This is a genomic window from Ancylobacter mangrovi (genome assembly GCF_024752335.1).
GTDB classification, from domain to species: Bacteria; Pseudomonadota; Alphaproteobacteria; order Rhizobiales; family Xanthobacteraceae; genus Ancylobacter; species Ancylobacter mangrovi.
Genome location: NZ_JANTHY010000001.1, coordinates 921,661 through 935,539 on the forward strand (window position 1 = coordinate 921,661; position 13,879 = coordinate 935,539).

Annotated in this window: 14 protein-coding genes; 4 read left to right on the plus strand and 10 right to left on the minus strand. The window is 68.5% G+C overall.

The annotated features are described in order from the left end of the window. Positions 1-78 precede the first annotated feature (78 nt). Complete coding sequence (gene rpoD / locus NVS83_RS04550) at positions 79-2,079, plus strand: RNA polymerase sigma factor RpoD (protein WP_258730667.1); 2,001 nt, start codon at positions 79-81, stop codon at positions 2,077-2,079. Between the two features lie 87 nt (positions 2,080-2,166). Then, positions 2,167-2,553, plus strand: coding sequence for a hypothetical protein (locus NVS83_RS04555; RefSeq protein ID WP_258738259.1), 387 nt, complete (start codon positions 2,167-2,169; stop codon positions 2,551-2,553). A 15-nt stretch (positions 2,554-2,568) separates the two neighbouring features. On the opposite strand, the gene NVS83_RS04560 is transcribed toward NVS83_RS04555, so the two are convergent. Next, the gene (locus tag NVS83_RS04560) at positions 2,569-3,051 is read right to left on the minus strand and encodes an SRPBCC family protein (RefSeq protein ID WP_258738260.1); all 483 of its coding nucleotides are present in this window, start codon (positions 3,049-3,051) and stop codon (positions 2,569-2,571) included. After that, positions 3,048-3,392 carry an ArsR/SmtB family transcription factor gene (locus tag NVS83_RS04565; RefSeq protein ID WP_258730664.1) on the minus strand — a complete coding sequence of 115 codons (345 nt, stop codon included), beginning with the start codon at positions 3,390-3,392 and terminating at the stop codon, positions 3,048-3,050. Before NVS83_RS04565 ends, NVS83_RS04560 begins: the two co-directional genes overlap by 4 nt. 157 nt (positions 3,393-3,549) lie before the next feature. Here NVS83_RS04565 and mbfA point away from each other — a divergent pair, with 157 nt between their 5' ends. Next, positions 3,550-4,527: an iron exporter MbfA gene (gene mbfA / locus NVS83_RS04570; protein ID WP_258738261.1), complete on the plus strand. Its 978-nt coding sequence runs from the start codon at positions 3,550-3,552 to the stop codon at positions 4,525-4,527. A 28-nt stretch (positions 4,528-4,555) separates the two neighbouring features. Here mbfA and NVS83_RS04575 read toward each other — a convergent pair whose 3' ends face one another. The 3 genes from NVS83_RS04575 to NVS83_RS04585 form a co-directional block, all read right to left on the minus strand. Then, complete coding sequence (locus NVS83_RS04575) at positions 4,556-4,687, minus strand: hypothetical protein (protein ID WP_258730662.1); 132 nt, start codon at positions 4,685-4,687, stop codon at positions 4,556-4,558. Positions 4,688-4,767: 80 nt separating this feature from the next. After that, on the minus strand, positions 4,768-4,947 hold the full coding sequence (locus NVS83_RS04580; RefSeq protein WP_258738262.1) for a DUF1328 domain-containing protein: 180 nt from the start codon (positions 4,945-4,947) through the stop codon (positions 4,768-4,770). An 81-nt stretch (positions 4,948-5,028) separates the two neighbouring features. Beyond that, positions 5,029-6,381, minus strand: coding sequence for an MFS transporter (locus NVS83_RS04585; protein WP_258738263.1), 1,353 nt, complete (start codon positions 6,379-6,381; stop codon positions 5,029-5,031). A gap of 153 nt (positions 6,382-6,534) precedes the next feature. Between NVS83_RS04585 and NVS83_RS04590 the strand changes: the two genes are divergently transcribed. Then, entirely contained in the window at positions 6,535-7,389 is an 855-nt protein-coding gene (locus tag NVS83_RS04590; RefSeq protein ID WP_309486169.1) for an aldose 1-epimerase family protein, read from the plus strand. A 36-nt stretch (positions 7,390-7,425) separates the two neighbouring features. Here NVS83_RS04590 and NVS83_RS04595 read toward each other — a convergent pair whose 3' ends face one another. The 5 genes from NVS83_RS04595 to NVS83_RS04615 form a co-directional block, all read right to left on the minus strand. Further along, on the minus strand, positions 7,426-8,472 hold the full coding sequence (locus NVS83_RS04595; RefSeq protein ID WP_258738265.1) for a sensor domain-containing diguanylate cyclase: 1,047 nt from the start codon (positions 8,470-8,472) through the stop codon (positions 7,426-7,428). Between the two features lie 29 nt (positions 8,473-8,501). Further along, on the minus strand, positions 8,502-9,920 hold the full coding sequence (locus tag NVS83_RS04600; protein ID WP_258731491.1) for an alpha,alpha-trehalose-phosphate synthase (UDP-forming): 1,419 nt from the start codon (positions 9,918-9,920) through the stop codon (positions 8,502-8,504). Beyond that, the gene (locus NVS83_RS04605; protein ID WP_258738266.1) at positions 9,905-11,701 is read right to left on the minus strand and encodes a glycoside hydrolase family 15 protein; all 1,797 of its coding nucleotides are present in this window, start codon (positions 11,699-11,701) and stop codon (positions 9,905-9,907) included. Before NVS83_RS04605 ends, NVS83_RS04600 begins: the two co-directional genes overlap by 16 nt. After that, a complete protein-coding gene (otsB, locus tag NVS83_RS04610) occupies positions 11,698-12,444 on the minus strand; it encodes a trehalose-phosphatase (RefSeq protein WP_258730656.1) in 747 nt (248 codons plus the stop codon). The genes NVS83_RS04605 and otsB overlap by 4 nt, the downstream gene beginning before the upstream one ends. A gap of 176 nt (positions 12,445-12,620) precedes the next feature. After that, positions 12,621-13,598, minus strand: coding sequence for a sensor domain-containing diguanylate cyclase (locus NVS83_RS04615; protein ID WP_258738267.1), 978 nt, complete (start codon positions 13,596-13,598; stop codon positions 12,621-12,623). Between the last annotated feature and the right edge of the window lie 281 nt (positions 13,599-13,879).

A 13,879-nucleotide genomic window follows, 5' to 3' on the forward strand; every position in this document is an offset into this window, starting at 1 on the left:
TGTCGAGGGGCGGGCGCCGGGGAGCGGCGTCCGTGGTCGCCGGAGCGGGACGCCGCTCGGCGCTTGAGGAGCACACGCATGGCGAAGCAGGCAGCGGAAGCGACGGAAGCCCCTGAGAAGGACGGTGACACCCCGGACAGCCCGTTGCTCGACCTTTCGGACGCTGCCGTCCGGAAGATGATCAAGCTCGCCAAGAAGCGGGGCTATGTCACCTATGACGAGCTGAACGAGGTCCTCCCCTCCAACGAGGTATCCTCGGACCAGATCGAGGATATTTACGCCATGCTCAACGAGATGGGCATCAACGTCGTCGAGGCCGAGGACGCCGACGCCGAGGGCGAGACCGAGGAAGGCGCGGCCGAGGCCGGCGAGGAGGAAGAAGAGTCGGGTGGCGAGCTTGCCGAGGCGGCCCCTCGCGCGGTCGTCCGCTCCGAGACCAAGTCCGAGCCGGGCGAGCGCACCGACGATCCGGTCCGCATGTATCTGCGCGAGATGGGCTCGGTCGAGCTGCTCTCGCGCGAGGGCGAGATCGCGATCGCCAAGCGCATCGAGGCCGGCCGCGAGGCGATGATCGCGGGCCTCTGCGAGAGCCCGCTGACCTTCCAGGCCATCATCATCTGGCGCGACGAGCTGGTGGAGGGTAAGGTCCTCCTGCGCGACATCATCGACCTCGAAGCGACCTATGCGGGTCCCGAGGCGAAGAATGGCCCGATCGTCGAGGGCGGCTCGATCGCGCCCGAGAACACCGAGGAGCGCGAGCCGACCATCGGCGAGACCATCGCCAATGACGATGACGACGACATGGAGAACTCCCTGTCGCTCGCCGCGATGGAGGCCGAGATCAAGCCGAAGGTTCTCGAGACCTTCGACCGCATCGCCGACTTCTACAAGAAGCTGCGCCGCCTGCAGGACCAGAACGTCGAGTCGAAGCTCAAGAACGAGAGCCTCTCGCCGGCGCAGGACCGCAAGTACAAGAAGCTCAAGGAAGACCTGATCCTCGACGTGAAGTCGCTGTCGCTCAACCAGGCGCGCATCGACAACCTCGTGGAGCAGCTCTACGACATCAACAAGCGCCTCGTTTCGCTCGAGGGTCGGCTGATGCGCCTCGCCGAGAGCTTCGGCGTCGCCCGCGAGGACTTCCTCAAGCAGTATCAGGGCTCCGAGCTCGATCCCAAGTGGATCAACCGGGTGAAGAACCTGACCTCGCGCGGCTGGAAGGGCTTCGTCGGCCAGGAGCTCGACGGCATCCGCGACCTGCGCTCGGAAATCCATGCCCTCGCCACCGAGACGGGGCTGGAGATCTCCGAGTTCCGCAAGATCGTGCAGATGGTGCAGAAGGGCGAGAAGGAAGCCCGCCAGGCGAAGAAGGAAATGGTGGAGGCGAATTTGCGCCTCGTCATCTCCATCGCCAAGAAGTACACGAACCGCGGCCTGCAGTTCCTGGACCTGATCCAGGAGGGCAACATCGGCCTGATGAAGGCGGTCGACAAGTTCGAGTACCGGCGCGGCTACAAGTTCTCGACCTATGCGACGTGGTGGATCCGCCAGGCGATCACCCGCTCGATCGCCGACCAGGCGCGCACCATCCGCATCCCGGTGCACATGATCGAGACGATCAACAAGATCGTGCGGACCTCGCGCCAGATGCTGCACGAGATCGGCCGCGAGCCGACCCCGGAGGAGCTGGCCGAGAAGCTCGGCATGCCGCTGGAGAAGGTGCGCAAGGTCCTGAAGATCGCCAAGGAGCCGATCAGCCTCGAGACGCCGATCGGCGACGAGGAAGACAGCCACCTCGGCGACTTCATCGAGGACAAGAACGCGATCCTGCCGATCGACGCGGCGATCCAGAGCAATCTGCGCGAGACCACGACGCGGGTCCTCGCCTCGCTCACGCCGCGCGAGGAGCGCGTGCTGCGCATGCGCTTCGGCATCGGCATGAACACCGACCACACGCTGGAGGAAGTGGGCCAGCAGTTCTCGGTGACGCGCGAGCGCATCCGGCAGATCGAAGCCAAGGCGCTGCGCAAGCTCAAGCACCCGAGCCGCTCGCGCAAGCTCCGGAGCTTCCTCGACAACTGAGGGAGCCGGCCGCAAAGGTCGGGCGCCATGGTGCGCGGAACGGCGAACAAGACGACCAAGAGGGCGGCGTCCCCCCGGAAAGCACGGGTGGCGCCGCCCTTGTCGTTCTGGAGCCGGGTGGAGCGGCCCTACACCACCCGCCGCGTCTTCTTCGGCCGCCTCGGCACGGCGGTCGCCATCTGGTTCGCCATCATGCTGTTCGGGCTCGGCATCGGCATCGCCGGCTATGCCGGGTTCGAGGGCATGGACCTCACCGATGCCTATCTCAACGCGGCGATGATCCTCTCCGGCATAGGTCCGATGGGCGAGCTGCACAGCGAAGCCGGCAAGATCTTTGCCGGCTCCTACGCCATCTTTTCCGGCCTCGTCATCGTGCTCGCCACCGGCGTCGTCCTGTCGCCGATCGTCCACCATGTGCTGCACGTCTTCCATGCGGATATGGACGACGACGGCCGGCCGGACGCCTCGAACTAAGCTCGATCACGCGGCTCAGAGGCCGCGCACCATCGCCACGAGCTGGTCGAACGCGGTGCTCCAGCCCTGATGGAAGCCCATGGCCTCGTGCCTCGCCTTGTCCTCGGCATCCTTGTGGACGGCGCGGGCCACGTAGAGTGTCCCGCCGTCCGTGGGCGTGATCTCGACCGAGGCGGTCATGAAGCCCGAGCCGAGCGGCCGGAAGCCGGGGCCGAGCGCGTCGGTGAAAAGCAGGTAGCTTCCCGGCACCAGCGCGAGCACGCAGCCGGTGCTGTCGTGCACCTCGCCTTCCGGTCCTTCCATGCGGGTGCGGAACCTGCCGCCCGGCCGCAGGTCGAGCTCGCAGGCCGTGGTGCGCCAGGGAGCGGGCGTGAACCACTTCATCAGCAGCTCGGGCTCCGTCCACGCGCGCCAGACGAGCTGCGGGGAGACGTCGACCTCCCGCCTCAATTCGAGATCGAGCGCGGGATCGAACAGGACATGCGGCTTGGCGGTCATCGGCGTTCCTCGTCGTTCTTAAGGGAGAGAAGCAGGCGGTCGAGCTGGTCGAGCCGCTGCGTCCAGAGCGCGCGCTGTGCGTCGAGCCACCCGCCGACCGCGGCGAGCGGTTCCGGGCGCAGCGCGCAGGTGCGCACGCGCCCCTTCTTGCTGGTCGCCACCAGCCCCCCTTCCTCCAGCACCTTGAGGTGCTGAAGGAAGCTCGGCATGGCCATGTCGAAAGGTCGGGCGAGCTCGCTCACCGTCGCCGGCCCGCGCGCCAGCGCTTCCACCACGGCCCGCCGGGTGGGATCGGCCAGGGCGCGGAACGCGTCGTCGAGAGGGGCGGGATTCAGGCTCATGACGTGACGCTACGGCACGCTAATAGTTAGGTCAATACCTAACTATTTGGCCGTGCCTCTACGACAGGGTTGGCGAGGGGGCGGCAACTGCCCATTGCCCTCCCTCCCGCGGTGCGGCATAAGTCTATATATTAGAATTGTTCTAATAAGGTGACCCATGTTCGCCAGCTTCGCCAATCGCCGGCGCTTCTCCGACCTGTCGGAGGCGGAGGTGCTCGCGCTCGCCATCTCCTCGGAAGAGGATGACGGGCGCATCTACGCCACCTATGCCGAGAAGCTGCGCCATGATTTCCCCGATACCGCCGCCACCTTCGACGAAATGGCGAAGGAGGAGGACGGCCATCGCGCCCGCCTCATCGACCAGTTCCAGCGGCGCTTCGGGCGGGTGATCCCGCTCATCCGCCGCGAGCACGTCGCCGGCTATTATTCGCGCCGGCCGGTGTGGCTGGTGGAGAATCTCGGCATCGATCGCATCCGCGAGGAGGCCGCGCGTATGGAGGACGATGCCGCCGCCTTCTATACGCGCGCCGCACAGGCGAGCACCGATCCCGCGACCCGCAAGCTGCTCGGCGACCTCGCCATGGAGGAGCGCAAGCACTACGACCTCGCCGAGCACATGGAGGCGGCGCATCGGACGAGCGATGCGCGGCAGGAGGAGGACGACCGCGCGCGGCGCCAGTTCGTGCTCACCTGGGTGCAGCCGGGCCTCGCCGGGCTGATGGACGGGTCGGTCTCCACGCTGGCGCCGATCTTCGCCACCGCCTTCGCCACGCAGAATTCATGGACGACCCTTCAGGTCGGCCTCGCGGCGGCGCTCGGCGCGGGCATCTCGATGGGCTTCACCGAAGCCGCGCATGATGATGGGGTGATCTCGGGCCGCGGCTCGCCGGTCAAGCGCGGCCTCGCCTCGGGGATCATGACGGCGGTCGGCGGCCTCGGCCACGCTCTGCCCTATCTGATCCCGGACTTCTGGACGGCGACGGGCATCGCCATCGTCGTCGTCTTCGCCGAATTGTGGGCGATCACCTGGATCCAGAACCGCTACATGGAAACGCCGTTCCTACGCGCGGCGGTGCAGGTGGTGATCGGCGGCCTGCTGGTGCTGGCCACCGGCATTCTGATCGGCGGCACCTAGCCTCGTCCGGCGTCCGCTCAGGCCGGGATCATTCGCCCGGAAGCGGGTGATTGTGCCGGCGCGTCCGCTTCGTGGAGGCGTCCACATAGGCGAGCGTCACCGCGAAGCCGCCAAAGGCGATCAGCGTAAAGATCAGGAAATAAAGGGTTTCGGTGGGCATGGCTTCCTCCATTGATGGACGAAGCCTAGGCCTGCCGGCACCTTCTTACCTTGCGATAGGTCAAGCCCCGCGCGGCGCGCTCAGGGTGTCGTCATCGCCTGGTCCACCAGCATGGCGAGGCCGACCAGCAGCAGGAAACCGAGGAAGAACAGCCCGAACAGGATCATCGAGATGCGCCGCGCCGCAGCGGAGATGTCGGTGAAGCCGATGGCCCCGGCGACGAGCGAGATGACGAGGAAGATGACGGCGTATTTGAACATGGCCTACCCCGCTGTGTTGCGCCGTCAACGGCACAGGCGCGTTCCGGTTCCCGGCCCTTGCGCCGCCCGGGGCGGGAAGGCTCAGGCGCCGTCCGAGCGGCCGTCCTGGGACTGGGGGAAGGGCTCCTCGCCGGGAGCGCCGGCAGCGGAAGCCGCGCCCGGCTGCGGGTCGGCGCCCGGCGCGGGGGCGGCCGGTTCCGGGTCGTCCATGCCGGCGGTCGGGTCCGGCTCGGCATCCGGCATCGGAACGGTGCCTGTCGGCGCCGAGGCGATGGTGTCGCTGACGAAGCGCTCCGCAGCCGGCCGGTGGCTCAGCCGCCACACCACGAACAGCAGCAGCAGCGTGTGCGCCGCGGCGGTGAAGTAGAACAGCGCGCCGGGCCCGTAATGCGCCATGCCGAAGGAGGCGACGGACGGGCCGAGCACCGAGCCGATGCCGTAGATGAGCAGGAGCCCGGCCGCCGTCTCAACGGATTCCGAGGGCGAGGTGCGGTCATAGGCGTGCGCGGCCGCCAGCGAATAGGCCGGCAGCGCCAGCGCGCCGAAGATGAGGCCGAGCACGCTGAGGCCGGAGAGGGTGAAGTGCAGGGCGCCGAGCGCGAGCCCGGCCAGCATCGCGCCGACCATGAGCGCGGCGAGGATGCGCCGGCGGTCCATGCGGTCGGACAGGTAGCCGACCGGCCACTGCGCGATGGCGCCGGCGACGACGACCGCGCTCATGAAGGTCGCTGCCCCGTCCGCGGTCAGACCGCGTCCGATGGCGAAGATCGGCCCGAGGCTCCACAGCGAGCCGTTGGTGAGGCCGATGATGAAGCAGCCCACCAGCGCCACCGGCGCGGCGCGGAACAGGTGGGGGATGCGGATCCGCGCGGTCTCGATCGGCGCGGGCTGCTTGCTGGTGGTCATCACCACCGGCAGCGTCGCCAGCGCGAACAGGATGGTGGCAATGGCGAAGAGCTGGAAGCCGCTGACCGGGAACAGCGTGATCATCATCTGGCCGGCGGTCAGCGCCGCATAGTCGACCATGACGTAGGAGCCCATGACGAAGCCGCGCGTCTGGTTGGTGGCGCGGTCGTTGAGCCAGCTCTCGATCACGAGGTAGAGCCCGGCGAAGCAGAAGCCGGTGACCGCGCGCAGGCCGAACCAGACATAGGGGTCGACCAGCAGCGGGTGCGCCAGCATCGTCGCCACCACCCCGGAGGTGAGCGCGGCGAAGGCGCGGATATGGCCCGAGCGCCGCACCAGATGCGGCACCAGCAGGCAGCCCAGCACGAAGCCCAGATAGTAGCTCGACCCCAATATGCCGAGATCGATGGCGCTGAAGCCCTCGAACGCGCCGCGCAGCGGAAGCAGTGTGTTCTGCAGGCCGCTGCCGGTGACAAGGAAGAACACGCCGAGCAGGAGCGCGGCGACAGGGCCGAGAGTCTGGGCCATGATGGAACCGGACGGGGCGCGAGGATGCGCGACGGGTGAGGTGGATGCGGCTCAGCGGATGCACGCACCCGCGCTGTGTCGGTAGCCCTGAAAACCGGCGATGTCGAGACGGGGAAGCTAATGAGTGACGGGCCAGTCAAACTGAAATCGAGCATGTTCAGTGCGGAGATCGCGCCGCTCGGCGCCGAGCTGGTGAGGCTCACCGACGCGGAGGGGCTCGATCTGCTCTGGAACGGCGATCCCGCCTTCTGGACCGGGCATGCGCCGCTGCTGTTTCCGATCGTCGGCCGGCTGCCCGGCGACCAGCTCGTGCACAAGGGCGTCGCCTATCCGATGTCGCAGCATGGCTTCGCCCGCCGCCGCCCGTTCGTGGTGGCGAGCCGGACCGACGATTCGGCGCGCTTCGTGCTGGAGCCGGACGAGGAGACCCGCAGGCAGTACCCGTTCGAGTTCCTGCTCACGGTCACCTACACGCTGGAGGAGGCGACCCTCACCATCGAGGCCGATGTCGCCAATCCCGGTGCCGAGCCGCTGCCGGCGAGCTTCGGCTTTCATCCCGCGTTCCGCTGGCCGCTGCCCTATATGGGCACCCGCGCCGAGCACCACCTCGTGTTCGAGAAGGCCGAGGTCGAGCCGATCCACCGTCCCGTGGGCGGGCTGCTCTCGACTGCCACCGAGCCGAACCCGGCGGTGGAAGCGGCCATGGAGCTGAACGACGCCATGTTCGAGCGCGACGCGCTCATCTTCCTGCATGTGCGCTCGCACCATGTCCGCTACGGCGTGCCGGGCGAGCCCGGGCTGGAGATCGCCTTTCCCGGCATGCCGCAGCTCGGCGTCTGGTCGAAGCCCGGCGCGCCGTTCCTGTGCATCGAGCCGTGGTCGGGCTATGCGAGCCCGCAGGAGGGGCCGACCGAGTTCACGCAGAAGCCCGGAATCTCGCTCATCCCGCCGGGCGGCTCGAAGAGCTTCGCCATGTCGGTCCGCTGGCTGTCGGATTCCGGCCGGTAGGCGCCCGCGGACGGCACGGCGGCTGGCGGGAGGGTTCTACTCTGTCGGCCCGCCGTGGCTGACGACGGTGTTGCGCCCGCCGCGCTTGGCGGCGTAGAGCGCGGTGTCGGCCTCGTTGACCAGCATGCGCAGGGCAAGTTCGTCGAGGCCGGCGCCGGACGGGTGCAGCCCGTCGGCGGAGCGGGTGGCGATGCCGATGCTCAGCGTCAGGACGCCGGTCAGCGGGTGGAGGATGGAGGCTTCGCTCACCGCCGCGCGGACGCGGTCGGCGACGAGGCGGGCGCCGGTCGTGCCGCTGCCGACGAGGATGGCGGCGAACTCCTCGCCGCCATAGCGCGCCATCGTGTCCTCCTGCCGCAGGGCGGCGGTGCCGAGCGCGGCCCCGATCCGTCGCAGCGCGTCGTCTCCGGCGCTGTGGCCGCTGCTGTCGTTGAGCGACTTGAAGTGGTCGATGTCCATCAGCATCACCGACAGCGTCTCGCCGGTGCGCTGGCAGCGCAGGCCCGCGCGTACCAGCTCCTCGTCGAAGGCGCGCCGGTTGGCAAGGCCGGTCAGCGCGTCGACGCGGTTCAGCCGCGTCAGCTCGCGGTTGAGGCGGCGCAGCTCCAGCTCGTCGACGGCGATCGCCGCGAGCGCCTCCAGCGGGGCGACGTCGAAGTCCGGCTCCAGCCCCTCGCGCCGGCGCATGATGCATAGCGAGCCGATGACGAGGTCGGGCGGCACGCGCAGCGGCACGCCGGCATAGAAGCGCAGCGGAAGCTGGGGCGCCACCGGATGGCCGGCGAAGCGCGGGTCGGTGCGCAGGTCGCCGACGACGAGCGGCTCCCCGGTCGCGACCATGACCTGGCACACCGAGCGGTTGCGTGTGATCGCGTTGCCGATGGCGCTCGACGTGACCGACTTCATCCACTGGTAGGAATCGTCGATGAAGCCCATGAAGGCGACGTCGGCATCATAGAAGCTCTGCGCCAGCCAGGTGAGCCGGTCGAACTCCTCCTCGCGCGGCGTGTCCATGATGTCGCACGCCGTAAGTGCCTGGAGCCGGGAGGCCTCGTTGGCCGGATGTATCGGGATCTGCCACATGGTGCTTCCGGTCGCGAGGATGCGGGGCTTCAGCGATGCGCCTGGTGCTCGGCAGTGAGCGGATCGGGCAGCGCCTCCTGGGACGAGGATAGCTCGGCAATGAAGCGCTCGCACCAGTGGTGGATGGTGTTGGTCTCGACGTTCTTCATGTTGGTGCGCCAGCGTTCGCGGCGCTCCTCCAGCGGCATGACGAGCGCGGTGTGCAGCGCCTCGCCCATGCCCTCGACGTCGTAGGGATTGACGATCAGCGCGCCGGTCATCTCGTCGACGGCGCCTGCGAAGCGCGAGAGCATCAGGACGCCCGGGTCCCGCGGATTCTGCGCGGCGACATATTCCTTGGCGACGAGGTTCATCCCGTCGCGCAGCGGCGTCACCACGCCGATCCGCGCCGTGCGGTAGATGGCGGCGAGGGTGGCGCGCTGGAACGGGCGGTTGAGATAGCGCAGCGGGACCCAGTCGAATTCGGCATATTCGCCGTTGATCGAACCCGCCAGCTCCTCCAGCTCCCGGCGCAGCGCGCGATATTCGGCCACCTCGCCCCGGCTCAGCGGGGCGATCTGCATCATGGTGACCTTGGAGCGGTGCTCGGGCCAGTTCTTCAACAGCTCGCCGAAGGCGGCGAACTTGTTCGGCAGGCCCTTGGAATAGTCGAGCCGGTCGACGCCGACCGCCAGCGCCTTGCCGGCGAGGCTGGCGCGCAGGCGCTTCATCTCGTCGCTGCCGACCGCGTCCTTGGCGTCCTGCACGAACGCCTCGGCGTCGATGCCGATCGGGTAGGCGGCGACCCGGAAGGTGCGCTCGCGCAGATTGACCACGCCGCCCGGCGCCAGCCAGCCGCGCGATTCCGACGAGATGTAGGTGAGCAGCGCGCGCACGTCGTTCTCGGTCTGCAGCCCGACGAGGTCGTAATGCGACAGGTCGCGCACCAGCGCGGCGTGCGAGGGCAGGGAGAGGAACACCGCCGTCGCCGGCCACGGTATATGGTGGAAATAGCCCACGCGCCCCTCGAAGCCGAGCTTGCGCAGCTCCGCCGCCAGCGGAATGAAGTGGTAGTCGTGGACCCAGATGATGTCGTCCGGCTTCAGCAGCGGCAGCAGCGCGCGCGCGAAATGCTCGTTGACCCGCCGGTAGCCTTCCCAGTCGGCGCGGCGGAAGGCCAGCAGGCCCAGCCGGTAGTGGCAGAGCGGCCAGAGCGTGCCGTTGGCATAGCCGGCATAGTGCGCGCGCTGGTCCTCCGGATCGAGGGTGAGCAGGCCGTAGGTGATGCGCCCGGAGCGGAAGATCTTCGGCTCGGGCGGGGCGCCGACCTCGGTCTCCCCGCTCCAGCCGAACCAGAGGCCGCCGCGCTTGCTGAGCGCTTCGCGCAGCGCGACCGCCAGCCCGCCGGCCTTGGCGGCCCGCTCCTTGGGTGATGCGACCCGGTTTGAAACGACTACGAGCCTCGCCAGAACGCTTCCTCCCACGTCTTCGACAGCCGCATCGCCGTGTCGATCAGGCCGACCATGGAGTAGGTCTGGGGGATGTTGCCCCACAGCTCCAGCGACTGGTTGTCGATGTCTTCCGACAGCAGACCAGCCTCGTTGCGCCGGGCAAGCAAGCTGGTGAACATCTCGCGCGCCTCGTCGCGATGGCCGATCAGGTCGAGCGCGCAGGCGTACCAGAACGAGCAGATGGTGAAGGAGCTCTCCGGCAGGCCGAAATCGTCCTCGTTGGCATAGCGCATCAGATAGCCGTTGCGCTTCAGGTCGCGGCCGATGGCCTCGACCGTGGCGACGTAGCGCGGGTCGTCCGGCCGCACGAAGCCGAGCTCGGCGAGCAGCAGCAGCGAGGCGTCGAGCTGGCCGTCGACATCGGCGTCGACGAAGCTGCCCTTCTCCTCGTTCCAGGCGAAGGCGAGCGTGCGCTTGCGGATCTCGTTGGCGTGGTCGGACCAGTAGGTGACCCGGTCGGGCAGGTCGAGCACGCGGGCGATGCGCGCCAGGCGGTCGCAGGCGGCCCAGCCCATCACCGCCGAGAAGGTGTGGACGCGCCGCCGCCCGCGCAGCTCCCACAGGCCGGCATCGGGCTCGAAGGCGAATTCCGCCGCGCGCGCGCCGACCCCTTCCAGCAGGTTGAACAGCGCCTTGTCGCCGCGCTTGGGCAGCCGGTCGTCGAAGAACATCTGCGCCGCCGCCAGCACGACATGGCCGTAGCCGTCGTTCTGCACCTGCTCGGCCGCCTGGTTGCCGACCCGCACCGGCCCCATGCCGCGGAAGCCGGGCAGGGCAGGGGCGAAGCGCTCCTCCAGATGCGTGCCGGGCACGATGGAATAGACCGGCGCGAGCCGCCCCGAGGGCTCGGAGGCGATCACCGTGGTGAGGTAGCGAATGTAGTCTTCCATGGTGCGCGTGGCGCCGAGCTGGTTGAGCGCGCGCACGGTGAAGTAGGAATCGCGCAGCCAGCAGTGGCGGTAGTCCCAGTTGCGTACCGTGTTCGGCGCTTCGGGGATCGAGGTGGTGAGGGCGGCGACGATGCCGCCGGTCTCCTCGAAGGCGCACAGCTTGAGCGAGATGGCGGCGCGCACCACCGCGTCCTGCCATTCGAACGGGATCGAGAGGTAGCGCACCCATTCCCACCAGTAGTCGCAGGTGCGCTCCTCGAAATTGTGCGCGGTGTCGGTCAGGCTGGAGGCGAACGGCTCGTCCGGCCCCAGCACGATGGTCGCCGTCTGGCTGAGGACGAAGGGGCGCTCCTCCATCACATAGACGATGGGCAGGTCGGTGGTGGCGCGCAGGGTGAAGTCGTCGCCGGCGAAGCGCATGTGGTTGGAGCCGCGCACCGCCTTCGGCCGCTGCTCGCCCCAGTGGAAGTGCGGCCGCAGGCGGATGGTGATGCGGCAGGTGCCGGAGATCGGTTGGATCCGACGCACCAGCGTGGCCGGCCGGTAGATGCGGTCATAGAGCTTGAAGCGCGGCGCGAAGTCGATGATGCGAAGCTTCGCCCCGTCCGCGTTCTCGAGAATGGTCTCGATGATCGCGGTGTTGCGCCGGTAGCTGCGCGAGCTCGCGACCTGCCCGTCGAGCAGCACGTCGAAGAAGCCGGCCTCCGGCTCCTCCCCGCCGAGCAGGGCGGAGAAGATCGGGTCGCCGTCGATCCGGGGCCAGCAGCACCAGCTCAGGCGCCCCTTTGTGTCGATCAGCGCTGCGATGGTCCCGTTGCCGATGGCGGCGAGATTGAGGTTCTGGCTCACGAGGGCACACGCTCCAGGGCTTGAGGGATGTCGCCGAGCCATTTGCGCACGTCCTCTGGCGTGGCGAGGCGGAAATCGGCTTGCGTGGTCGGGCGCGGTCCCACCGCGATGGCGAGGCCACCCACCGCACGAGCGGCGCGGAACCCGTCTTCGTCGGTGACGTCGTCGCCCAGGAAAACCGGCTTGCGGCCGGTGAAGATCGCGCTGCCCATCAGCGTGTCGACGGCGGTGCCCTTGTCGTGGCCGCTCTGGCGCAGCTCGACCACGAAGCGGCCCTTGAGGAACTCCACCTCGCCGCCGATGCGCGCGCTCGCTTCCACCACCTTGGCCATGATCTCGTCGCCGGATTCCGGCACGGCGCGGTAGTGCACGGCCAGCGACAGCGGCTTGTGCTCGATATAGACGCCCGGCCAGGCCGCCATCTCGCGCTCGAGCGTCTGCTCGAGCGGCTTGCGCCATTTCGGCGTCGGGATCGGCACCGAGGGCGCGTCCGGCGCGAGCCGTATCTCCGCGCCGTGCTGGCCGGCGGCGGGGAGGCGGGCCGGCGCGAGCCGGTGGTCCATCCAGTCGATGCTGCGGCCGGATACCAGCGCCACAGCGCCGCCGAGCGACGTCTGCAGCACGGTGAGCAGGTCCGGGAGATATTCGGGGATTTCGACCCCTTCGGGATGATCGGCGTGTTCGATCAGGGTGCCGTCAATGTCGAGAAATAGTGCCCAATCAGCTCTGGGGAGAGGTTGCATGCCTGTTCCTGGTGCTGTCCTTGCTCTCGCCATTGAAAGACTTAAAGGCGTTCTCTCGAACCGCTGAGGTAATATAGTAGCTTGTACCGTCTTGCTGATGATAATGCGGCTAGGCGGCGGGCGTTCCGCTACCGCTGTCGCTTTCCTTGAGGCCCGGCGTCCCGCGGGGAGGGCGTTCAGATCGCCGCCGACTGTGGCCCGGCACCGGGCTGCGCGGAAAGGTTGATGCCGCCGAAGCCCTGCGTCTTGGCGGCGTAGAGCGCCCGGTCCGCGCGCTCGATGAGATCGGTGCGGACCTCGGCGGTCGACAGCCCGGCGGGGACGCTCGACCGGCTCGCCCCGCCGATGCTGGCCGTCAGCCGGCCAGCCGGCGAGTTGGCGTGCTCGATCTCCAGCGACGAGATCGCCTGCTGCATCCGCATGGCGACGGTGATCGCCTCGGACGGGCCGGTGGCGGGAAGGATGGCGACGAACTCCTCGCCGCCGAAGCGTGCGACGCAGTCGCTCGGCCGGTGGAGCGCCCGCGCCATGGCCCGGGCCACCGCGCCCAGCACCTCGTCGCCGGCGAGATGGCCGTAGCGGTCGTTGTATCGCTTGAAATAGTCGACATCGATCATCAGCACAGAGAGCGGCGTGCCGTCGCGCCGGCTGCGGGCGATCTCGCGCGGCAGCAATTCCTCCAGCGCGTGCCGGTTCAGCAGGCCGGTGAGCGCGTCGGTGCTTGCCGTCTCCCGCAGCTTCGCGTTGACGTTGCTGAGCTGGTGGTTGGCGAGCTCCAGCCGCGCCTCGAGCGTCTTCTGGTCGGTGATGTCGGCGAAGGCGGCGCAGAGCGCCGAGGCGCGCCGGGGGATCCCGCGGGAGGGGCGGATCGGCTGCACCGCGACGAGAAAGGTCCGGCCCCTCATCCGCGTCTCGTGATCGCGCACCGGCTCGCCGGCGTCGAAGGCGCGGAAGTCCTGCATGATCTTCGCGTGGACGGCCGGCCCGAGCAGATCCGCCACACGCCGCCCCGCCATGTTCTCATGCGGCACGTCGACCAGCTCGGCGTAGCGATAGTTGGCCGCGAGGAGGCGGCCGTCCCTGCCGATGAGGCAGGCGGCGATGGGGAAGTTCAGGCAGATGTGCAGCAGGTCCTCGGGCGTGATCGACGGCATCGGAGCGGGCAGTCATGTCCTCTGGTGGATCCGATCGTGCGGACCCCGTGCGCGCTCCGCATTCGGCGGAGGTATAAAGACGCACCCCGCCCGCCACGTTGACATAGGGCAAGCCGACATGAGGAAAGTCGCGTGCGGCTCAATCGCGATCGCTCCAATTCCGAGCCGGCCGGCGCGACGGGCGTAGCGCGGGTGTCCATGGGGAGGCTTCGCGCGCTCCGGCCTTGCCGCTGCCGGGAGGGCGGTCTACATAGCGCCCGACCTCTCATCGGCAATCAAGG